The 19,682-nt window shown below is 61.5% G+C and carries 24 protein-coding genes; 15 read left to right on the top strand and 9 right to left on the bottom strand.

What is annotated here, in order from left to right; genetic code table 11:
• Positions 1–47: 47 nt before the first annotated feature.
• On the top strand, positions 48–776 hold the full coding sequence (locus OSC37_RS13745) for an SOS response-associated peptidase (protein ID WP_267162005.1): 729 nt from the start codon (positions 48–50) through the stop codon (positions 774–776).
• Positions 777–820: 44 nt separating this feature from the next.
• Here the strand turns inward: OSC37_RS13745 and OSC37_RS13740 are convergent, their stop codons facing one another.
• The gene (locus OSC37_RS13740) at positions 821–1,660 is read right to left on the bottom strand and encodes a PspA/IM30 family protein (protein WP_267162004.1); all 840 of its coding nucleotides are present in this window, start codon (positions 1,658–1,660) and stop codon (positions 821–823) included.
• A gap of 53 nt (positions 1,661–1,713) precedes the next feature.
• Between OSC37_RS13740 and OSC37_RS13735 the strand changes: the two genes are divergently transcribed.
• The 10 genes from OSC37_RS13735 (at position 1,714) to OSC37_RS13690 (ending at position 10,235) form a co-directional block, all read left to right on the top strand.
• Positions 1,714–2,316, top strand: coding sequence for an alpha/beta hydrolase (locus OSC37_RS13735; protein WP_267162003.1), 603 nt, complete (start codon positions 1,714–1,716; stop codon positions 2,314–2,316).
• 168 nt (positions 2,317–2,484) lie between these two features.
• Positions 2,485–3,132 (top strand): helix-turn-helix domain-containing protein, encoded by a 648-nt coding sequence (locus OSC37_RS13730; protein WP_267162002.1) that lies wholly within the window; start codon positions 2,485–2,487, stop codon positions 3,130–3,132.
• A gap of 91 nt (positions 3,133–3,223) precedes the next feature.
• Positions 3,224–3,766 carry a hypothetical protein gene (locus OSC37_RS13725; protein WP_267162001.1) on the top strand — a complete coding sequence of 181 codons (543 nt, stop codon included), beginning with the start codon at positions 3,224–3,226 and terminating at the stop codon, positions 3,764–3,766.
• Positions 3,767–3,982: 216 nt separating this feature from the next.
• On the top strand, positions 3,983–5,311 hold the full coding sequence (locus tag OSC37_RS13720; protein WP_267162000.1) for a methyl-accepting chemotaxis protein: 1,329 nt from the start codon (positions 3,983–3,985) through the stop codon (positions 5,309–5,311).
• A 132-nt stretch (positions 5,312–5,443) separates the two neighbouring features.
• Positions 5,444–7,072 carry a glutamine hydrolyzing CTP synthase gene (gene pyrG, locus OSC37_RS13715; protein WP_267161999.1) on the top strand — a complete coding sequence of 543 codons (1,629 nt, stop codon included), beginning with the start codon at positions 5,444–5,446 and terminating at the stop codon, positions 7,070–7,072.
• Positions 7,072–7,989: a glutamine-hydrolyzing GMP synthase gene (gene guaA / locus OSC37_RS13710; protein ID WP_267161998.1), complete on the top strand. Its 918-nt coding sequence runs from the start codon at positions 7,072–7,074 to the stop codon at positions 7,987–7,989. Before pyrG ends, guaA begins: the two co-directional genes overlap by 1 nt.
• Position 7,990: 1 nt before the next feature.
• Positions 7,991–8,317, top strand: coding sequence for a DUF7126 family protein (locus OSC37_RS13705; RefSeq protein WP_267161997.1), 327 nt, complete (start codon positions 7,991–7,993; stop codon positions 8,315–8,317).
• Between the two features lie 51 nt (positions 8,318–8,368).
• The gene (locus tag OSC37_RS13700; protein ID WP_267161996.1) at positions 8,369–9,424 is read left to right on the top strand and encodes an A24 family peptidase C-terminal domain-containing protein; all 1,056 of its coding nucleotides are present in this window, start codon (positions 8,369–8,371) and stop codon (positions 9,422–9,424) included.
• Positions 9,425–9,479: 55 nt separating this feature from the next.
• The gene (locus OSC37_RS13695) at positions 9,480–9,680 is read left to right on the top strand and encodes a VNG_1110C family protein (RefSeq protein ID WP_267161995.1); all 201 of its coding nucleotides are present in this window, start codon (positions 9,480–9,482) and stop codon (positions 9,678–9,680) included.
• A 66-nt stretch (positions 9,681–9,746) separates the two neighbouring features.
• Positions 9,747–10,235, top strand: a complete 489-nt coding sequence (locus OSC37_RS13690; protein WP_267161994.1) for a 50S ribosomal protein L11 — start codon at positions 9,747–9,749, stop codon at positions 10,233–10,235.
• A gap of 129 nt (positions 10,236–10,364) precedes the next feature.
• On the opposite strand, the gene fni is transcribed toward OSC37_RS13690, so the two are convergent.
• Genes fni through OSC37_RS13665 form a run of 5 tightly spaced genes read right to left on the bottom strand, consistent with a single transcriptional unit; the run spans position 10,365 to position 13,951 of the window.
• Positions 10,365–11,435 carry a type 2 isopentenyl-diphosphate Delta-isomerase gene (gene fni, locus OSC37_RS13685; RefSeq protein WP_267161993.1) on the bottom strand — a complete coding sequence of 357 codons (1,071 nt, stop codon included), beginning with the start codon at positions 11,433–11,435 and terminating at the stop codon, positions 10,365–10,367.
• A 27-nt stretch (positions 11,436–11,462) separates the two neighbouring features.
• On the bottom strand, positions 11,463–12,098 hold the full coding sequence (gene serB, locus OSC37_RS13680; RefSeq protein ID WP_267161992.1) for a phosphoserine phosphatase SerB: 636 nt from the start codon (positions 12,096–12,098) through the stop codon (positions 11,463–11,465).
• 56 nt (positions 12,099–12,154) lie between these two features.
• A complete protein-coding gene (gene purF / locus OSC37_RS13675; protein WP_267161991.1) occupies positions 12,155–13,618 on the bottom strand; it encodes an amidophosphoribosyltransferase in 1,464 nt (487 codons plus the stop codon).
• Positions 13,590–13,760: a 50S ribosomal protein L37e gene (locus tag OSC37_RS13670; RefSeq protein WP_267161990.1), complete on the bottom strand. Its 171-nt coding sequence runs from the start codon at positions 13,758–13,760 to the stop codon at positions 13,590–13,592. Before OSC37_RS13670 ends, purF begins: the two co-directional genes overlap by 29 nt.
• Positions 13,757–13,951 carry an LSM domain-containing protein gene (locus OSC37_RS13665; RefSeq protein ID WP_267161989.1) on the bottom strand — a complete coding sequence of 65 codons (195 nt, stop codon included), beginning with the start codon at positions 13,949–13,951 and terminating at the stop codon, positions 13,757–13,759. The genes OSC37_RS13670 and OSC37_RS13665 overlap by 4 nt, the downstream gene beginning before the upstream one ends.
• A 107-nt stretch (positions 13,952–14,058) precedes the next feature.
• Between OSC37_RS13665 and sucC the strand changes: the two genes are divergently transcribed.
• On the top strand, positions 14,059–15,213 hold the full coding sequence (gene sucC, locus OSC37_RS13660) for an ADP-forming succinate--CoA ligase subunit beta (protein ID WP_267161988.1): 1,155 nt from the start codon (positions 14,059–14,061) through the stop codon (positions 15,211–15,213).
• Positions 15,210–16,079: a succinate--CoA ligase subunit alpha gene (sucD, locus tag OSC37_RS13655; protein ID WP_267161987.1), complete on the top strand. Its 870-nt coding sequence runs from the start codon at positions 15,210–15,212 to the stop codon at positions 16,077–16,079. Before sucC ends, sucD begins: the two co-directional genes overlap by 4 nt.
• A gap of 30 nt (positions 16,080–16,109) precedes the next feature.
• Here sucD and OSC37_RS13650 read toward each other — a convergent pair whose 3' ends face one another.
• From OSC37_RS13650 to OSC37_RS13640, 3 genes are all read right to left on the bottom strand, one after another.
• Entirely contained in the window at positions 16,110–16,523 is a 414-nt protein-coding gene (locus OSC37_RS13650; protein WP_267161986.1) for a disulfide bond formation protein B, read from the bottom strand.
• 7 nt (positions 16,524–16,530) lie between these two features.
• A complete protein-coding gene (locus OSC37_RS13645; protein ID WP_267161985.1) occupies positions 16,531–17,472 on the bottom strand; it encodes a DsbA family protein in 942 nt (313 codons plus the stop codon).
• Between the two features lie 153 nt (positions 17,473–17,625).
• Positions 17,626–18,363, bottom strand: a complete 738-nt coding sequence (locus tag OSC37_RS13640) for a CPBP family intramembrane glutamic endopeptidase (protein WP_267161984.1) — start codon at positions 18,361–18,363, stop codon at positions 17,626–17,628.
• A gap of 167 nt (positions 18,364–18,530) precedes the next feature.
• Here OSC37_RS13640 and OSC37_RS13635 point away from each other — a divergent pair, with 167 nt between their 5' ends.
• Together OSC37_RS13635 and OSC37_RS13630 are read left to right on the top strand one after the other, a co-directional pair.
• Entirely contained in the window at positions 18,531–18,941 is a 411-nt protein-coding gene (locus tag OSC37_RS13635) for a hypothetical protein (protein WP_267161983.1), read from the top strand.
• 423 nt (positions 18,942–19,364) lie between these two features.
• Positions 19,365–19,682 carry an RPA12/RPB9/RPC11 RNA polymerase family protein gene (locus OSC37_RS13630; RefSeq protein ID WP_368409467.1) on the top strand — a complete coding sequence of 106 codons (318 nt, stop codon included), beginning with the start codon at positions 19,365–19,367 and terminating at the stop codon, positions 19,680–19,682.

The following is a 19,682-nucleotide window of genomic DNA, read 5'->3' as shown; positions in this document are numbered from 1 at the left end:
GTTTCGGGCCGCGTGGGTTTATTTCGCTCTCGCCCCTGAGGGTGTGTATGTGTGGCCGATACAGTCTGTTCGTCCCGCGCGAAGAGTTGGCCGACCGGTTCGCCGTCGACGCTAGCGTCTACGAGCCGCGATATAACGCCGCGCCGGGGCAGTCGCTTCCGGTCGTCACTGATGATGAAGACGACCGCCTTCGCTCGCTGGAGTGGGGATTCATTCCGCCGTGGGCCGACAGCAGAGACGACGGCGGACATATCAACGCCCGAGCCGAGCGGCTAACCGAGGCACCGACCTTCCGGGATGCGTTCAATGCCGGGGCCGTCGACGCCGGGCGGTGTCTGGTCCCTGCTGATGGCTTCTACGAGTGGGTCGAGACCGAGAACGGCAAACAGCCCTATCGAGTCACGCGGACCGGCGACGGCCCCTTCGCGATGGCCGGACTGTGGGCGCGCTGGGAGCCGCCCACCACACAGACCGGACTCGACGCCTTCGCCGGCGGCGAGCCCGACGACGAGACGGAGGTCGTCGAGACGTTTACCGTCGTCACCACCGAGCCCAACGACCTCGTCGCCGGCCTCCATCACCGGATGGCGGTGATTCTCCCCGAAGGGAGAGAGCGCCGTTGGCTCGCCGACGCCCCACAGGAAGCGTCAGAGCTGTTGGAGCCGTATCCCGCCGACGAGATGCGTGCATACCCTGTTTCGACTGCGGTCAACGACCCCAGCAACGACTCTCCCGCCGTCGTCGAACGAGCAGAGACAGTTTCGAGAAGCAGTTGACGCCATCAGAGAGATAGAGCAAAGCCGGCACGACCGCGGCAGGGTCAGTTCTCCTCTTCTTTGAGTTCTTCGAGCTCCGAGTCGACTTCCGACTCGGCGACATCCGCTTCAAGATCGTCGAGATTGACGTCCGCGTCGGCAGGTTCGTCAGCCGGCTCGGTCGTTTCGCTCGTCTCCTCGGACTCGGCCTCGCCCATCTCAGACTTGAGCGTGTCAAGTTCGCGGTCGACCGCGCTGTCGGTCGAGAGCTGTTCGAGCTCGCGGTCGAGGTCGCTCTGGTCGGAGACCGCATTCTCGAGTGCACCGCTCTCCCGAAGCTCGTCGAGTGCTGACGCGCGTGCCTCCATCTCCTCTGTCTGTTCCTCTGCACGCTCGATGGTCCGGCTGATGTCTTCCATCTCCTCGCCAGCGCCGGTCATCGCCTCGTTGACGCGGGCGCTGGCCTCTGCGGCCTCGTAGCGGGCTTTCATCGTCTCCTTGCGCGTGCGGAACTCCTCTATCTGCTGTTGGAGCTGGTTTTTCTGCTCGATGAGCCCGTCCTGTTTCTTTTCGAGGTCCGCGATCTGCTGTTCCAGGCCCTCGATCTGGTTCATCTTCTGTTTTTTCTTCTCCAGAGCCCGGCGTGCGAGGTCGTCACGGTCCTGTTCGACGGCCTGTCTGGCCTGTTCGTTGTGGTTTTCGACGTTTTCTTCGAGCCGGCGTTTCTGTATCTCCAGGCGCTTTTTCTGGGTCGTCAGGTCCGCAATTCCCTGTTTGACGTTCTGGAGTTCGTCCTGGAGTTGCTCGTAGGAGTAATCCAGGGTCTCGCCCGGGTCCTCTGCCCTGTTGAGCAGGGAGTTGACCTTCGAGCGGATGATATACGACGTGCGCGATAGTATCCCCATACCATACAAGACGAACCGACGAAACTTAAAATTCTTACTTCTGTACACAAGGTATGAACAAGCGTCTCTCGATTCCTGGCCCGCGCTCGCTCAACGCAACGCTCGACGGAACCGACAGCGACGGCGTCGTGGTCGCCTGTCCGCCACACCCACAGTTCGACGGTGACAGACACGACAGCCGCCTGACTGCCGTCAGTGACGGACTCCTGGCGGCAGATGTCGACTGTCTCCGGTTCGATTACGGTCCCTGGGACGAGGGGCGTGCCGAGCGCCGAGACGTCTCTCAGGCGTTGTCCTGGGCTCGGGAGCGCTACACCGACGTCGGCCTCTTTGGGTTCAGTTTCGGCGCGTCGATGGCACTGCTCGCTAGCGCCCGGGAGGACGGTCCGACACCCGTTGTCCTCTCGGTGTTGGCCCCAGCCGCACAGGTCACTGAGGATGACGACGTGGTCGCGGCCGTCGACGCCATCAGCTGCCCAACACAGGTCGTCTACGGCGAACGCGACGAGACCGCCAGCTGGCAGCAAGTGGTCAACCGTGCGCGTGCGCGTGAGTTCGCAGTGTCGTCGTTCCCGGCAGACCACTTCTTCGTGGGCCAACAGTCGAAGGTAGCGGCGTCGATTGTCGATTTCCTCGTCGAGTACTTTGAGGAATAAAAAACATAGTCACGCTATATTGTTTTTCAGGGATAGGTAGACCGAGTAACATATATAGGACGGACCGAAAGTAACCAACGACGGTGTGTGTTGGACTAACAGGGAAAACCCAAACGCGGCGAAGGCGAGTACCGTCAGGCTGCCAGTTACACGACGCCGAATAAAGATATGTACGTAGAGTTCTATAACACCAGCAATATTCTCGAAGAGACACTCAAATCATTTTCCGACGCCAGGGTCGACATTCGTGACCTGGCGACGAGCCCCGATACGACGCTGCGTCTCATCTGTGTCGCCAGAGATGCCTCGTTGGCGGATTTTATCGCTGTCACAGCCGAGGACCCGATGGTAGACAAGGCTGTTGCGCTCTCGGACGAGGGCAACGGTGGACTGCTCCGTCTGACGCTCGTCCCCGATACGGTCGACCAGAAAGTCTACGAGGCGGCTGTCGACCTCGATGGCCTCTATCTCAACGCCCGCAACACCGACCACGGCTGGTACGTCAAGATGAACTTCCCCGATAAACACGCCTTCGGGACGTTCCAGTCGCGGGCCGAAGAGTACGGGATGGATATCCAGCCGACGGTCGTCCGTGACCGTCAGTTTTTCCTCTCAGAGGAGGCTTTCGGACTGACGGGGAAACAACAGGAGGTGCTGGCCGAGGCAATCAAATCCGGCTACTTCGAAGTCCCTCGTCGTGCCTCGCTTTCGGACGTTTCCGAGCGGGTCGGTATCAGCGACCAGGCGGCCTCCGAACGCATCCGTCGCGGCATGAAAACTCTCGCCGAAAACGGGGTTACCGACTACTTCGAGTAATCGTCCCGCCATCCATGTGTGTTGGTAACAACCGACTATGCATGTATATTCGCGCAACAACTACTTCACCACGCCCAGTGTTTATTCAGATATGTCATATTACGACCCAGAGGCGGAAGCGACCGGCAAGTACATGGTCGCGTTCATCGAGAGTGCGGGGAAAGTCTCCCCTGTCTTCGAGCGAAAGGTCCGCGAGATCTTCGAAGACCACATGGGAACGCTCGAAGCAGACTCCTGGTACCTGAACGCAGATGTCGAAAAGGCCTTCCAGGAAGTGCTCGAAGAAGTCGGCGAGAAGACGATGATGGAGGGCGGCGTCGAGAGCGGAAAGGCCATCGAGTGGCCGGACGATGTCGAGACAGTGATGGACGGATTCGAAATCTGGAACTCGTTCCACGAGGCCGCCTACCGCAACAGCGACCTCGACTTCCCCGCGGGCAAGTACACTGTCGAACAGCTCGGCGACCGCGAGGTGCGCGTCGGCATCACGGAGGGGTACAACCTCAGCGCCGAGTTCGCCAAGGGCTGTTCGAAAGGGATTGTCCAGGACCTCAGCTCGGAAGTCAACCGAACCAGGCTGGAGGATACCGACCCGAACCCCGACGAACAGGCTGCTTGGGTCCTCGAGTGGTGACGCCCTGACTGTTTGTGTGTTCTTCGCCGGGAATGTGTCCGCCCACCGTGTCGCTCAGTTGAATATTCATGCAGCAAGTATAATTCAGTACAGTGATGTGATCAACGTGAGGATATGGTCACAGAGTTGCCGGCATGTCAGAGCCGTTTTCGAGTTGCAACTCTGGAACACCACCGGCTGACAGACTTCTGGCGGCAACCAGCGGAGTGAACTTAGATGACTGAGACACATTCTGTTTCGTACGTGGACGAATCGACACGACGAATAATCGAGGATATTCGACCGGACGACCGGCTCGAATCCGAACCAGAGTTAGAAAACATCGTTCTCGAAAGTAGTGAGCAAGCACTCGGCCAGTACGTTCAACAGACCGATTTCAACGGGGCGTCACCGGACCAGGTACGGGCACAATTACAGACCCACTTCGAGGGTGTGCTGGCTCCGGATTCGACAGACCGCACCGACGGTTGGGAAACCCATCGAAAAGGTGGGAACACGCTTCCGGAGTACGTCGATCTCTATGCGTCCTTTCTGGACGAATCCATCGAAGAGGCTATCGAGAGAACCGACGACAGCGAGGAGGCGGCACAGCAGGTGACGGCACTCGTCCGGGGCACACTGAGTGATATCGCCGCCGCGGGCGCGAGCCAAGAAGCGGCTTCCGGTGGGGACGAAAACTCCCTCTCAGAGGAAAATCAGGCGCGACTCGACGACGTCCAACAGGCAGTCGACGACCTGAAGCTGTCGACCGAGGACGTCTCTGACCGGACGAACACGGTCAACGACCTACTCGACGGTCAGCAGCGCCAGGTCAGACAGATCTCCGAGGAAATCAGTACGTTCAGCGCCACAATCGAAGAGGTCGCCGCAAACTCAGAGCAGGTCAACAAGACGAGCACGCGAGCAGAGACACTCGCAACTGAAGGCTACGAGACGGGCGAGGCGACGAACCAGCGAATGGAGGAAGTCGAGGAGGCCCGGTCGCAAGTCGAGGAGGACTTCGAGGTGTTGGCCGAGAAAATCGAGCGCATCGACGAGATTGTCGAAGCCATCACCGACATCGCAGACCAGATTAACATGCTGGCGTTGAACGCCTCAATCGAGGCCGCCCGCGCAGGCGAGGCCGGCGAAGGGTTCGCCGTCGTCGCAAACGAGGTGAAAGCCCTCGCCGAGGAGTCGAAAACCGAAGTCGAGAACATCGAGGAACAAGTCGGCGAGATAAAGTCAGAGACGACAGATACGATTTCCAGTCTCAACGAGGTAAGCGAGGAAATCGGGGCCGCCGGCGACCAAGTCGAGGAGATGATGGGCGCACTTGGCGAGATAAGCGAGGCAAACGAGGAGGTCTCGACCGGCATCGACGAGGTGGCGATGGCGACCGAGGACCTGGCCTCTGGTAGCGAGGAAATCGCTTCGACTGTCGACGAAGTGTCGAAAAACATCACCGAAGTCGCAGAAGAGATGGACACCATCGCGGCCTCGAACGAGATGTTCGGGACTATCGTCGACGATGTCGAGACGAAAGTCGAGAACGTCCGCGAATAGCGAGAGAGCACAGCTACCGTCGTGTTCGTCGGGCTGTCTCGCTGTCGAGACGTGTGAACAGCAAGTTCAGTTCTCACCCGTGCAGAGGGCGCGGTCCGAAACGGTTTTGCCCGTAGCCAGCACACGGTCGATATGCCGACAGATACAGGGTACGATCCGAGTCTGGGTCGGAAGTTCATTTTCGTTACAGGCGGGGTCATGTCCGGCCTTGGGAAGGGTATCACCGCGGCGAGTACCGGGCGACTGCTAGCAAACGCTGGCTTCGACGTGACCGCTGTCAAGATCGACCCCTATCTCAACGTCGACGCGGGCACGATGAACCCCTTCCAGCACGGGGAGGTCTACGTTCTCAAGGATGGTGGCGAGGTCGACCTCGACCTGGGGAACTACGAGCGCTTCCTCGATATCGACATGACCTCCGACCACAACGTAACGACGGGGAAAGTCTACCGCAACGTCATTGAGAAGGAGCGCGCGGGTGACTACCTCGGGAAGACCGTCCAGATTATCCCACACATCACCGACGACATCAAGCGCCGGGTCCGCGAGGCTGCGGTCGGTAGCGATGTCTGTATCGTCGAGGTCGGCGGCACCGTCGGCGACATCGAGGGGATGCCCTACCTGGAGGCGCTCCGCCAGTTCGCCCACGAGGAGGACGACGACGATATCCTCTTCACCCACGTCACGCTGGTCCCGTACTCGAAAAACGGCGAACAGAAGACCAAACCCACACAACACAGCGTCAAGGAACTCCGGAGCATCGGCCTCCAGCCTGACATCCTCGTCGGCCGGTCCTCGGATCCACTCGACGCACAGACCCGCGAGAAGATTGCCTTGTTCTGTGATGTGCCCCACGAGGCGGTGTTCTCAAATTCGGACGTCGAAGACATCTATCACGTCCCGCTCCGTCTTCAAGAGGAGAATCTTGACGACTACGTCATGGAGTATCTGGGTCTCGAAGACGAGGCAGCCCCAGTCGGCAAGCGAGACACCGAGTGGCGCGACCGCGTGACCCGAGCGACCGAGGAGACAGCTCGGGTCGCACTGGTTGGCAAGTACGGTCTCGAAGACGCCTACATCTCGATTCACGAGGCGCTCAAACACGCCGGCCTAGAGTGTAACGTCGAGGTCGAGCGCGAGTGGATTCACTCCGAAAACCTCGCTGACGGCGACGATGGCGAGCTCGACGGGATCGACGGCGTCGTCGTGCCGGGTGGCTTTGGCTCGCGGGGAACCGAAGGGAAAATCGAGGCAATCCGGTATGCCCGCGAGAACGGCGTTCCGTTCCTCGGTCTCTGTCTCGGCTTCCAGATGGCCGTCGTGGAGTTCGCCCGGAACGTCCTCGGACTCGATGGTGCACACTCGGCGGAACTCGAAGACGAGACACCCCACCCCGTTATCGACCTGTTGCCCGAACAGGAGGAACTCGACGACATGGGTGGGACGATGCGTCTGGGCACTCACGTTACTGAAATCGTCGACGGGACGCTCGCAGCCGACCTCTACGACGAGACGGCCTGTCGAGAGCGTCACCGCCACCGCTACGAGGTCAACCCCGAGTACATCGAGGACCTCGAAGCGAACGGCCTCGTCTTCTCTGGCACTTCCGGCAGGCGGATGGAGGTCCTCGAACTGCCGGACCATCCATACTTCCTTGGGACGCAGTTCCATCCGGAGTTCCGGTCGCGGCCAACGCGTGCCAGCCCGCCGTTCGTCGGGTTCGTCGATGCTATCAGTGCGGCCAACGGAGGTGCGTACTGATGGTCGACGTTGATAGCTTCATCGAGGAGAAAATCGAGGAAATCGGGACGGAAATCGGCAACTCGAACGCGATTATCGCACTCTCTGGCGGCGTCGACTCGTCGACGGCCGCCGCACTGGCCTACGAGGCCGTCGGCGACCAGCTCACCCCTGTCTACGTCGATACAGGGCTGATGCGCAAAGGCGAGACCGAGAGCATCCGGGAGACGTTCTCGTATATGGACTCGCTGCGGGTCGTCGACGCAAAGGACCGCTTTCTCGATGTTCTGGAAGGCGTCACCGACCCCGAAGAGAAGCGCCACGCAATCGGCGAGCAGTTCATCCGCGAGTTCGAACGCGTCGCCCGGGACACCGACGCCGACTCGCTCGTCCAGGGGACCATCTACCCCGACCGCATCGAGAGCGAGGGGACAATCAAATCCCACCACAACGTCGGCGGTCTCCCCGAGCGCATCGATTTCGAGGAAATCGTCGAGCCGATGCGAGACCTCTACAAAGACGAGGTTCGCGAGGTCGCCCGCGAGCTCGACCTCGAAGCGGTCGTCGCAGAGCGGATGCCGTTCCCCGGTCCAGGACTTGCCGTGCGTATCCTCGGCGAGGTAACAGAGGAGAAACTCGACGTGGCCCGGGAGGCAAACCACGTTGTCGAAGAGGAACTCGAAGAGTACGACCCCTGGCAGGCGCTCGCGGCGGTCATCGGGAAAGCCACGGGTGTCAAAGGCGATAACCGCGTCCACGGCTGGGTCGTCGCCGTCCGCTCGGTCGAGAGCCGCGACGGTATGACCGCACGCGCACAGGAGATCGACTGGGAGACCCTCCAGCGCATCCAGTCACGCATCACCGGCGAGAACGAGACCGTCTCACGGGTGGTCTACGACGTGACCCACAAGCCACCCGCAACAATCGAGTACGAGTAAGATGAGCGAAACACACGTCGTCGTCACGGGTACAGACACACACGATATCGCCGGGGCAATCGAAGAGGAAGGCTTTGCCGTCACCGCCGTCGACATCGGCAACCGTTCGGTGCTCGAAGACGCTGACATCGCCGAGGCGGAGGTATACGTCCTGACCGAGGCCGCACAGGCGACCTCGGTTCCCGTCGCGAAAGACATCAATTCCGAACTGAAAGTCGTTGTCTACACTGAGGATTCACTGGCCGATTTCGCGCTCCCACAGACGGACCTGATACTCGACCCTGCGCTGTTCGACCCCGAAGAGGTCGCAACGGAGCTAGACGCGTAGTCGACGGCCGCCTCACAAACCCTTAATTACGACCGCGACACACCGAGTACTGTGTTCGATTTCGCCACCATTCCAGACCTTCTTCGTCTGGTCGTGCTGCCGGCCTTTGGCTATCTCGCCTGGCGTGATATCAAAACCAGGCGGATTCCACACCGGACCTGGTACCCACTCGGGGCGCTCGCGCTCGTCTTGCTCGTCTGGGAGGGGTACATGGTCATCACCGGCGACGCGACCGCACTCGACCAGCGCCTCTTTCTCACGCGCGTGAGCATCTCGGTACTCGTCCTCGTCCCGCTTGCCTATGGCTTCTGGCTGCTGGGCGGGTTCGGCGGTGCCGACACCAAGGCGTTCATGGTCATCGCGTTGCTGTTTCCGACCTATCCGGAGTATCACCTCTGGGCCGTCGGCATCGACGGTGAGTTCGCCACGCTCCCGCTGGTCGCGACCGACGTGGGCGTCTTCTCGATGACGATACTCGCGAACACGGTGTTGCTCGGGGCGCTGTATCCAGTCGCGCTCGCGGGCAAAAACGCCGTGACCGGCTACGTCTCGCCGGCGATGTTCGTGGCGACGCCAATCGAGGCCACGGACGCAACACGACGATACGGCGTCTTGCTCGAGTTCGCCGAGGGTCGGCTACGTGACGCGCGCTCGCTGTCGGCGGTCCGCTCACATCTCTCCTGGCGGCGACTCGACCTGGATGCGTTGCGGATGTATCTGCAGTGGCGTGGTCTCGACCTCGCGTCGGTCCGAGCCGACCCTGATCGCTATCGTGACCCCGACTCGCTGCCCGACGAGCCCAACCCCCCTGGAACGGGGTCAATCGCAAACAGTGACGTGGGCGGTACCGCCTCTGCAGTCGAGACCGACGGTGGTACGACCGACGACCCCTGGGGAGCAGAGGCCTTCCTCGATGATATCGACGGGAACGCCTACGGGACGACTCCCGAGATGCTCCGCGACGGCTTGGAGACGCTTACAGAGGAGGATGTCGTCTGGATTTCTCCGGGCATTCCGTTCATCGTGCCGATGTTCTTCGGGCTGGTGGTCTCGTTTGTCTACGGCGACCTGCTGTTCACGCTTTTGGGCTTCCTCGGTGTCGCCTGACAGAGAGAGCGACGTTTCGACACACTAATATGACGAGCGTCAGAAATAGTATATAATGAGCGAGGCCGCCCGATTGCGGGATAGCACGCAGATTTTACTGCCACGGGACGCGCTCGCCGACCTCCGAGGGGAGATCGAATCAGAGTTTACCGTCACAGTCCGGTGTGAAAAAGGGAGCGTCCGCATCATCGGCAGCCCCGTCGAAATAAAAGGCGTTAGCGACTTCCTCGCCCGTAACGGAGTCACCGTCGCGTAGTGTGAGCAGCTCTCACCCGCGCAGTTGAAAAGGAATTCTTAAACCTGTGCCGACAGAGTATCGGATATGGCTGACACTATCGAGGCACTCGTCCCCGGAGGTCAGGCCGACCCTGGGCCGCCGCTTGGCCCCGAACTCGGTCCGACCCCGGTCGACGTGCAGGCTGTCGTCCAGGAAATCAACGACCAGACCGCCGCCTTCGACGGGACCGAGGTCCCCATCACCATCTCCTACGAGGAAGACGGGTCCTTCGAGATTGAGGTCGGTGTGCCGCCGACGGCCGAGCTCGTCAAAGACGAGGCCGGCTTCGACACCGGTAGCGGCGAGCCCCACGAGGAGTTCGTTGCCGACCTCTCGGTCGATCAGGTCAAACAGATTGCAGAGCAGAAACATCCCGACCTGCTCGCCTACGACCTGAAAAATGCCGCCAAGGAGGTCGTTGGCACCTGCACTTCGCTGGGCGTCACCATCGAAGGTGACAACCCTCGCGAGTTCAAGCAGAAAATCGACGACGGCGAGTACGACGAGATGTTCGCGGACGAAGCGACAGCGTAGTCCGCGAACGCTCGTCAGACGAGCTTTGCGAGTCTGACGGTGTGTTTGCTGAGGAAGTCGACGCGGCCGAAGCATAACTCCGCGACGGCTCCGTTTTTCGGTATTTTTCTCGGTCAGTCGTCGCTGTAACTACCGCTGGTCGAGAAACGTCTCTGTTCGCCCGAGGACGACATACTCGGCGTCCTGAAGGTCGCCGACCGTCGCCGAGCCGGTGACGAACATCCCCGTCTTGAGTTCGGCGAGGATGTCTTCGACGAGTTCGACCACGGCCTCGGTACCCTGGCCGGCGGGACCGAGGAACGGTTTTGCGAGTCCGCCCGCACGTGCCCCAAGCGCGACGGCCTTGGCGATGTCGAGCCCAGAGCGGACGCCGCCGCTCGCGACCACGCAGTCGTGGCACCCACTTGCTTCGAGCGTGCTCACAGCCGTCGGGAGCCCCCAGTTGCGGAATCGGGTCCCCACTTTCTCGTGGCGGCGGTCGTTCGCGGCAGCGGCACGATGGGCCTCGACACCGGACCAGGTGGTACCGCCCTTGCCCGCCACGTCGAGGCAGTCGACACCGGCGTCGGCGAGTCGCGTTGCTGTCTCTCGGGAGATGCCGTTTCCAGTTTCCTTGACGATGACCGGCACCGAGAGCTCGTCGGCGACGGTCTCGATGGCAGCGAGACAGTTCCGGGCATCGACGTCACCCTCAGGCTGGGCAGCCTCCTGGAGGAAGTTGAGGTGAATCGCCATCGCGTCGGCGTCGATCATCTCGACGGCGCGCTCGACGCCGTCGACGCCGTACTCCGTGAGCTGTGCCGCGCCGATGTTGCCATAGAGGAATGCGTTCGGCGCTACCTCACGGGTGACGGTGTAGGATTCAGCGACCCCGTCATCGGGATCATCAAGCGCGGCGCGTTGGCTGCCGACGCCCATAGCGATGCCCGTCTGCTCGGCCGCAGCCGCCAGCGCCCGGTTGAGAGCCGTCGTATTCGGGTGGCCGCCGGTCATACTCTCGATAACAATAGGGGCTGAAAGCTCCTCGCCGAGAAACTCGACGCTCGTCTCGATATCGTCGTAGTCAATTTCGGGGAGGGCCTCGTGAATCAGGCGGATGTCCTGGAAGCCAGTCCCACCGGTCTCGACATCCTCTTCCTCAACGATGCGGATGTGGTCGTCCTTACGGTCGACGGTCTGGTTTCCGTCCGTCTCTCTCATTGTCCAGACCGACGAACCCGAGGCGTTTCAAAGGACCCCTTCGTTCCTGAGGACCTCGCCGAGCTTGTCCATCGAGTCGACGACGATATCACACGCCGGCTCGACGGCCGGCTTGGGAGAGAAGCCGACCGCGAGCCCTGCCGCTTCGAGCATCGGCAGATCATTTGCCCCGTCGCCGACCGCGACCGTGTCCGTACGGTCGACACCGAGCGCCGAACAGAGCACGTCGAGGGCGTCGTCTTTGGTCCCTTCGATGAGCGGTCCCTCAACCTCGCCGGCGAGTTCGCCGTCAGCAACAGGCAGACGGTTTGCCACAACGGTGTCAACCGACGCGTCTGCGGCCGTGAGTGCGGCCCTGACGCCGCGCTCGAAGCCGCCGGTGAGAATTGCTGTCTCCACTCCTGCCGAATCGAGGTCCCCCAACAGGTCGCTCGTCCCCGGTCTGAGTTGGACCTGCTCGAAAGCCGTCCTCGCGCGTGTCTCGGGCAGCTCTGCCAGGAGATCACACCGCCGCCGCAGACTCTCAGCGTAGTCGATTTCGTCGTTCATCGCTGCCGTGGTTATCTCGTCCATCCGGTCGGCAGCCCCGCACTGCTCGCCGAGCAGGACCGTCATCTCTGAGTCGGAAAGCGTTCCGTCGAAGTCAAACACCACCAGTGTCATCACTGGCTCTTCACGATGGAGAAACACAAAGATCCGGGTTTCACGCCGAAAGCAGGTCAGTCTGCGGTTCCCTCGGCGAAGTCGGGGCGCGAAATCTCGCGGTCACGCTCTTCGCCCTCGATATCGTAGGGGTACTCGCCGGTCACACAGCCGAGACAGAGGTCTGTCTCTGACCGTCCAATCGCCTCGGTGATGGCGTCAATCGAAATGTACTGCAGCGAGTCGGCCCCAATTTTGTCTCGAATCTCCTCGACCGACCGGTCGGCCGCAATGAGTTCTTCACGTGTTTTCATATCGATACCCATGTAACAGGGAGCGATAATGGGCGGGGAGCCGATACGGACGTGGACCTCCTCGGCACCGGCCTCGTAAAGCAACTCGATGAGCTGTGTCGAGGTGGTGCCACGGACGATTGAGTCGTCGATGAGCGTGACGGTCTTGCCCTCGATAGTCGATTTGATGGGGTTGAGCTTCAGTCGGACCGCCTGCTCGCGTTCGCCCTGGGTGGGCATGATGAACGTGCGGCCGACGTACCGGTTTTTCATCAACCCTTCGGCGAACTCGGTTTTCGCGCCATCCTCGCCGGCTGCCTCGGCGTAGCCGGTGGCGAAGGCCCGTCCAGAGTCGGGGACCGGCATCACCACGTCGGTCTCGATGCCGGAATCTTCCCAGAGCTGTCTGCCGAGTTCGCGCCGTACCTCGTAGACCAGCCGGTCGTCGAGAACCGAGTCCGGCCTGGCGAAGTAGACGTGTTCGAAAAAGCAGTGTGCCGTCTGGGGGGCGTCGGCCACGTGATAGCTCTCGTAGCCGCTGCCGTCCGATTCGAGAATAACGAGCTCGCCGGGGTCGACGTCCCGAATCCGTTCGCCGCCGAGCGTGTCGATTGCCGACGATTCGGAGGCGAGGATGTAGCCATCCTCTACCTCGCCGAGCACAAGCGGTCGATTACCCTGGGGGTCACGGAGTCCGAGCACCTTCCCACCGTAGGTAATCGTCAGCGAGTACGAGCCGTGAATCCGCTCGACGGTCTCGCGAACGGCACTGACGAGGCCGTCGTCGAGCAGATTGCGCGCGAGGTCGTGGGCGATGACCTCGGTGTCGCCGTTCGACGTGAAGGCGTGGCCCTGTGCTTCGAGTTGGGTGCGGACCTCGTCGGCGTTGACGAGGTTGCCGTTGTGGGCAAGGCCAAGCGAGCCACTCTGGAAGGACACCGAGAACGGCTGTGCACAACACTCGTTGACGCCGCCCGCGGTCGGATACCGGACGTGACCGATACCCTGTGGGCCCGGGAGCTGCTCGATGTCGTCCTCGTCGAAGGCATCACCGACCAGCCCCATCTCGACGTGTTCGTGCTGTTGAAAGCCGTCGTGGGTGACGATACCCGCAGACTCCTGGCCGCGGTGCTGGAGGGCGTACAGCGAGTAGTAGAGTGGCCGCGCTGCGTCGCGGTCGCTCAGCGACATCCCGACGACCCCGCACTTCTCTCGGGGCTTATTCGCCAGCTTTGCTTTGCCAGGCATAGTCTCGGCGTTTCGATGATTTGCCGAAGCCGCAGGACGAACACACCTTCTTTGTGACATGATACGACGCTTCACCGCAGCGCCGACACGTAACGTGAACCTTCTGGTTTCGCTCACCCTGCGTGGACGTTCCTTTCGTCATGGTTGTATCGAAACGACGTTATCGCCGCGTATAATCGTTGTGTCTTGGTCCGCTTCGACCACCAGATTCATGTGCTGGTCGTAGCCTGTGAGGACGCCACGAAACACCTCACCATCCTTGAGATGGACAGTCACGTCGTCCCCAACAGATGCCTCCAGCACGTCAAGCGGTCGGTTCCCGGTGTCGCTCATACCTCTACCGGGTGTCGACGGCCGCTTAAACGTACCGAACCAGGTCGGCCGCCGGGGTTGTTTCGATACTCCTAACAGGCCGACGGTGAAAATACGTCGTGAGCTACATGAGACTACACGAATATCAGGCGAAAGACGTCTTCGCGGAGGCCGGCATCCCGACGCCGGCATCGGAGCTGGCACGGACCGTCGACGAGGCGGTCGACGCTGCCGAGGAAATCGGCTACCCTGTCGCCATCAAGGCACAGGTACACGTCGGCGGCCGCGGCAAGGCCGGCGGTATCAAGCTGGTCGAAAACGCCGAGGAGGCCCGCGAGGCAGCCGAGGACATCATCGGGATGGACCTCAAGGGATACGACGTCGAGACGGTCCTGGTCGAGGAGGCCGTCGACTTCACCAACGAACTCTACGTCGGGGTCACGATGGACCGCGGCGAGGGTCGTCCGGTGGCGATGGTGTCCGAACGCGGCGGCGTCAACATCGAGGAGGTCGCCGAAGAGGACCCCGAGGCCATCGCGCGCGAACACATCGACCCTGCGTTCGGGATGCACCCCTTCCAGGCGCGCAAGGTCGTCTACGACGCCGGCATCGACGGCTCGATTGCCGGTGACGTCGCCTCGATTCTCATGACGCTGTACGAACTGTGGGACGAGCGCGACGGCTCGGACATCGAAATCAACCCGCTGATGGTCACCGAAGACGAGGAGGTCATCGCCGCCGACGCCGTTTTCAACGTCGACGGCGACGCCCTGTTCCGCCAGCAGGACCTCGCCGAGATAGAAGACAAAGCCGCAGACAACGCACTTGAAGCCAAGGCCCAGGAGTACGGCTTCGAGGGGTCAAACTACGTCCAACTCGACGGTAACGTCGGCATCATCGGCAACGGTGCCGGTCTCGTGATGGGGACGCTCGACCTCGTCGATTACTACGGCGGCTCGCCTGCCAACTTCCTCGACATCGGGGGCGGAGCCAAAGCCGAGCGGGTGGCGAACGCGCTAGACCTGGTCTTCTCCGACGAAGATGTCGATTCGGTCGTCTTCAACATCTTCGGCGGCATCACCCGCGGTGACGAGGTAGCGAACGGTATCAACGAAGCGCTCGACGAGTTCGACGAGATTCCGGTTCCGGTCATCGTCCGGCTCGCGGGCACCAACGCCGAGGAAGGCATGGAGATTCTCAACACTGACCTCGTACAGGTGGAATCGACGCTCGAAGACGCCGTCCAGGCTGCTGTCGACGCGGCCGAGGAGGTGGAAGCATGAGTGTCCTCGTCGACGACGACACGCGTGTCGTCGTACAGGGTATCACCGGCGGCGAGGGCAAGTTCCACACCGAACAGATGCTCGAGTACGGGACGAACGTCGTCGCTGGCGCGGTCCCCGGCAAGGGGGGCAAAGAGGTCGCTGGCGTCCCTGTCTACGATACCGTCACGCAGGCCGCCCGCGAGGAAGACGCCGACGCATCGGTTGTCTTCGTGCCGCCGGCGTTTGCCGGTGACGCGCTGTTCGAGTCGCTCGATGCACCTCTCGACCTGGTTGTCGCCATCACCGAAGGTATCCCGACCCAGGACATGAGCCGCGTCTACCGCCGCCTCCAGGAGACTGATACCCACCTTATCGGACCGAACTGTCCGGGTATCATCACGCCGGGCGAGGCGAAACTCGGCATCCTGCCAGGCAACATCTTCAGCTCCGGCAACGTTGGTCTTATCTCTCGCTCTGGCACGCTTACCTACCAGATTGTCGACAACCTCACGAACCGCGGGCTGGGCCAGTCGACGGCCGTCGGTATCGGCGGCGACCCCATCATCGGGACCGACTTCATCGAGGCGCTCTCGCTGTTCGAAGCGGACGACGACACCGACGCTGTCGTCATGTGCGGTGAGATTGGCGGTGAGGACGAGGAAGAGGCCGCTGCCTACATCGGCGAGCAGATGGACACCCCTGTCGCCGGCTTCATCGCCGGTCGGACCGCACCGCCAGGCAAGCGCATGGGTCACGCCGGCGCAATCGTCTCTGGCTCCGGGACGGGCACCGCAGAGAGCAAAATCTCCGCGCTCGAAGACGCGGGCGTCCCTGTCGGTGACACGCCCGAAGAGGTCGCCGACAGCGTCGAAGAACTGCTGTAGCCACGCTCGCTGTTGCCCGCTTCGGTCTGTTTACTCTGCAGTTTCGACTGCGCCGAAGACAGCAATGAGGACGAACAGAAACCCGAGCAGCGACAGGTTCGGTATCGATAGTCCGAGAACAGGGGCTTGCCACTGGACGGTTGCACAGGCCCCGGTGAACGAACAGGAGTTCGTCGTCACCTGGAGGACGGAGTGGTACGCGGCGATACCCGCACCTGGTACTGCCAGTAGGAGCGCGGACCGCCAGACGCGTGCCCGCCCGTCGACTGTTGCGACGCCCAAGACAACCACCAGTGGGTACATCAGGATGCGCTGATACCAGCACAGCTCACACGGAATTAATCCGAGGCCGAGACTGAACCAGAGACTGCCGGTCGTTGCGACGATGGCGACGAGCGTGCCGCCGGCGAGCCAGCGCTGTGACGTATCGAGCGTCCGAGACATCGTCGACTTAGCCGTTGATTGCCGCTTCGAGTCGCTGTCTCGTCTGTTCCGCGTCGCCGAGTGGGTTGAATGTGGTCCCATCGACGAGAAGTGACGGCGTCGAGTTGATGCCTGCATCCTTGGCATCGGATGCTGTCTCCTGGAGCGCGTTCCGATATCGGTTCTCCTCGACGGCCGTCCGGACGATATCGGGATTGGAGACGCCAGCCTGGCGAGCGAACTCGGTCAGTCGCTCGGCGGTTGCCCACCGCTGACCTTCGGGTGGCTGGTTCTCGAAGACGTAGCTGTGATAGTCGAGGTACGACTCTGGCTCGTTGTTGTAGACTGCTAACCCCGCGTGACCAGCCTTGGGAGCATCCGAACCGAGAAACGGTTCGTCACCGAAATACGAGATGTTCCGGTAGACAATAGCGAGGTCTCCGGGCTCGACGTACTCCTGTAGCAGCGTCCGGAACTGCCCGGTCTCGAACATTGCACAGGCTGGACATTTGTAGCTCCCAAAGTAGGTAACCGTCGCCGTGGCGTCCTCGGACCCGATGCGTGCGAACTCGTAGTCGTCGACGGTGTTTGCCGGCTCTTGATTGACGCCGCTCGATTGGGAAGTCACCACTGTGCCGAAGCCAGCGAGGCCTGCCGCCATCGCTGCGCCGCCGCCGACGAGCACGTACCGGCGGGGGACTCCGGACACCGCGGCACCGAGACCCTCGCTCGAAAGTCGGTCGGAAAACGAAATTTGATCGACGTTAGATTCGGCTCGCTTGCGGTCCACCTTCTGTAACTCGGCAGGATGTGCCGTGAGCCAGTGTGTGTACAGCGCGGATTTCTCGGCGTCGCCGGTAAACTGCTCGCCACAGTAGTGACAGGCGCTGTGAGTCTCCCAGGCGTGGTCTCGCAAACTGCCGTTCGAAGCGAGTTGCTCCGAGCAGACTGGGCAGGTGTGGGAAGCCATTAGCTGTGAGTACTAGCGCGTCTCGGAGTCAAATCTGTTTTGATTGTCGCAAGCGTGGCTAGTGAAGGTGGCTTCGGAGGACAGTCCCGGCGTTCAACGATGACGGCCAGCCCACGCCGACGCGTTCGGTGCTGTCGGTGGCTGTCAGGCCGGTCATACTAGTACGTCCAGTGTCTGGACGAGAATCTGTGCGCCGTTGAAGAGGGCGTGGCCGACGACTGGAACGACGAGATTCTCTGTCAGCGCGTATCCGACGCCGAGCACCACGCCAAGCGAGAAAAACAGACCAACTGCGACCGGTTCACCTCCGGAACCGACCGAGACGTTCGCGTGGACGACGACGAAACAGAGACTCGCGACGACGACCGCGACGCCGGTGTGGAGCTGCTCGTCGAGAAATCCCTGGACGAAGCCACGGAAGAAAGCCTCCTCCAACGGGACGACCACGACCGTCGAGACAAGAAAGAGGACGAGATAGAACAGCGGGTCCTCGGCGGCCCCGGCGGTCGACTCGGCAGCTTCGATGCCGAGCAGTGCGAACAGCCCCGTCGCGAGCGCCGCGACTACCATCATCGCGAGGCCGGTCGCCGTCCCGTAGAAGACCGTCCACGCGGTCACGTCACCCACACGCAGGACAGACCGCCACGACTCCTCGCGTCGCCAGACGGCAGCGGTCATCACGCTTCCGAACCCGACCACCTGGAGCGCGACCACGCCAGCGAGAAGTCCCGAGACCGTACTGGAGTCGCCGACGCCGACGACACGCTCGATGAGATGTGAGAGTCCGCTACTCACCGTAAGCGCCAGCGCGAACGCACCGGTCACAGCGACAAGTCGTCCGGGTCGGCTCTCCCACAGCACTCGCAAGCGGTCGGTTAGCGTGGGGTCCACACCCGATGCAACCGTTCGGGAGAGTATAGCGTTTGTCCTGTCGTCCCGAGCCACAGGTGAGCGTGTCAGTCCGACTTGCCTGGGAACGCCAGTAATAACGTTTGTCCCGCGTTGTCCGCCCTGAAACAGTCAGGCAGGGTTTCAAACGTAAAGACTGAATGTAGAGTATGAACACCCGACTTGAGCGAATCGTTCGCGAGGAACTCTGGCGGAGCATCCTGTGGATTGGGTTCGGGCTGGTCGGCTGGGCGACGCTCGTCGACGGTACCGCGTGGCTGGACGCCTCGGTCTTGACAGTTTTCGGTCTGCCGGTGCTCACGTGGGCCGTCCTGACCGCTAGTCTGGTCGGGGTTCGGTACGTGACCGGGGCGGAACTGCAGGCACAGAGACAGCGCTATTCTCTGTTGAATCTGCTATTCTGGGTCGTCGTCGAAGCCCTCACTGGAGTCTATCTTGTCGTTGTCGATGGGTACCCAGCTCTCTGGGTTGGTGTTGCGTTTGTTACCATTATTACGGGCACAATCGGCTGGCACTGGTATGTGCGGGAGTCTGACTCGCGCCCCCCGGTGCTCACCTGACTCGTCGACGGCGAACGCCCCTCGGGTGTCGGTATCTTCAGCCCACACGTCACCGCCGCATCCCACCCGTGTCTGAACGACTTCGTGCCGTCCCAATCCGCTCTCCCCTTCCAGAGAGGTTCGTTTTGTATTGGTAACACGGGCACCTGATCGGGTAGTGTTCAGATAAGGATTTACAGCAGTGATTGAGACGGAGAAAGCCCTCGACGCTCTCGACTCCCGCGCCTCGTTGCGCGCTTCGAGCCCTTCAGGCTCTGCAGTGCTTACGTCGTCGGGGTTCGCCGAGAGCATCTCGCCCTTTCAGTCCGCCAGGATTTGCCGTATTGGTCGGCCGAAACAGGCTGTTTGTCTGATGCTTATCTGAACACCGTCCCTGATCGAACGTTAATATATATTCCAGATACCCGTGTATTTCGACGTATCATGAAATTCTGTGACGAATGCGGTTCGATGATGCACACAGAGGACGACACGTGGGTCTGTCGCTCCTGTGAGAACGAGGAGCCACGTGACTCGCAAGCGGAGTCGGCGATGGCGGTTCAGGACGAACAGCAGGATAGTGGGGCACCCGATGTTGCCGACGCGACACAAGCTGCCACCGAGACGATGGAAGTGTCCTGTCCAGCACCGGACTGTAACAGCAACCGAGCCTCCTCAGAGATGATGCCAAAGCCGGGCGGCTCGTACGAGGTTCGGCTGTTCACCTGTGTCGAGTGCGGCCACACGTGGCGCGATTCCTAG

Origin of the sequence: Halovenus salina (assembly GCF_026410925.1) — an archaeon.
Classification (GTDB): Archaea; Halobacteriota; Halobacteria; order Halobacteriales; family Haloarculaceae; genus Halovenus; species Halovenus salina.
This window is presented reverse-complemented; position numbering and strand designations above follow the sequence as displayed.

Excerpts from the sequence above, each read along its gene's own strand:
- OSC37_RS13745 (WP_267162005.1), top strand. The coding sequence starts at position 48 with ATGTGTGGCCGATACAGTCTGTTCGTCCCGCGCGAAGAGTTGGCCGAC.
- OSC37_RS13740 (WP_267162004.1), bottom strand. The coding sequence starts at position 1,660 with ATGGGGATACTATCGCGCACGTCGTATATCATCCGCTCGAAGGTCAAC.
- OSC37_RS13735 (WP_267162003.1), top strand. The coding sequence starts at position 1,714 with ATGAACAAGCGTCTCTCGATTCCTGGCCCGCGCTCGCTCAACGCAACG.
- OSC37_RS13730 (WP_267162002.1), top strand. The coding sequence starts at position 2,485 with ATGTACGTAGAGTTCTATAACACCAGCAATATTCTCGAAGAGACACTC.
- OSC37_RS13725 (WP_267162001.1), top strand. The coding sequence starts at position 3,224 with ATGTCATATTACGACCCAGAGGCGGAAGCGACCGGCAAGTACATGGTC.
- OSC37_RS13720 (WP_267162000.1), top strand. The coding sequence starts at position 3,983 with ATGACTGAGACACATTCTGTTTCGTACGTGGACGAATCGACACGACGA.
- pyrG (WP_267161999.1), top strand. The coding sequence starts at position 5,444 with ATGCCGACAGATACAGGGTACGATCCGAGTCTGGGTCGGAAGTTCATT.
- guaA (WP_267161998.1), top strand. The coding sequence starts at position 7,072 with ATGGTCGACGTTGATAGCTTCATCGAGGAGAAAATCGAGGAAATCGGG.
- OSC37_RS13705 (WP_267161997.1), top strand. The coding sequence starts at position 7,991 with ATGAGCGAAACACACGTCGTCGTCACGGGTACAGACACACACGATATC.
- OSC37_RS13695 (WP_267161995.1), top strand. The coding sequence starts at position 9,480 with ATGAGCGAGGCCGCCCGATTGCGGGATAGCACGCAGATTTTACTGCCA.
- OSC37_RS13690 (WP_267161994.1), top strand. The coding sequence starts at position 9,747 with ATGGCTGACACTATCGAGGCACTCGTCCCCGGAGGTCAGGCCGACCCT.
- fni (WP_267161993.1), bottom strand. The coding sequence starts at position 11,435 with ATGAGAGAGACGGACGGAAACCAGACCGTCGACCGTAAGGACGACCAC.
- serB (WP_267161992.1), bottom strand. The coding sequence starts at position 12,098 with ATGACACTGGTGGTGTTTGACTTCGACGGAACGCTTTCCGACTCAGAG.
- purF (WP_267161991.1), bottom strand. The coding sequence starts at position 13,618 with ATGCCTGGCAAAGCAAAGCTGGCGAATAAGCCCCGAGAGAAGTGCGGG.
- OSC37_RS13670 (WP_267161990.1), bottom strand. The coding sequence starts at position 13,760 with ATGACGAAAGGAACGTCCACGCAGGGTGAGCGAAACCAGAAGGTTCAC.
- OSC37_RS13665 (WP_267161989.1), bottom strand. The coding sequence starts at position 13,951 with ATGAGCGACACCGGGAACCGACCGCTTGACGTGCTGGAGGCATCTGTT.
- sucC (WP_267161988.1), top strand. The coding sequence starts at position 14,059 with ATGAGACTACACGAATATCAGGCGAAAGACGTCTTCGCGGAGGCCGGC.
- sucD (WP_267161987.1), top strand. The coding sequence starts at position 15,210 with ATGAGTGTCCTCGTCGACGACGACACGCGTGTCGTCGTACAGGGTATC.
- OSC37_RS13650 (WP_267161986.1), bottom strand. The coding sequence starts at position 16,523 with ATGTCTCGGACGCTCGATACGTCACAGCGCTGGCTCGCCGGCGGCACG.
- OSC37_RS13645 (WP_267161985.1), bottom strand. The coding sequence starts at position 17,472 with ATGGCTTCCCACACCTGCCCAGTCTGCTCGGAGCAACTCGCTTCGAAC.
- OSC37_RS13635 (WP_267161983.1), top strand. The coding sequence starts at position 18,531 with ATGAACACCCGACTTGAGCGAATCGTTCGCGAGGAACTCTGGCGGAGC.
- OSC37_RS13630 (WP_368409467.1), top strand. The coding sequence starts at position 19,365 with ATGAAATTCTGTGACGAATGCGGTTCGATGATGCACACAGAGGACGAC.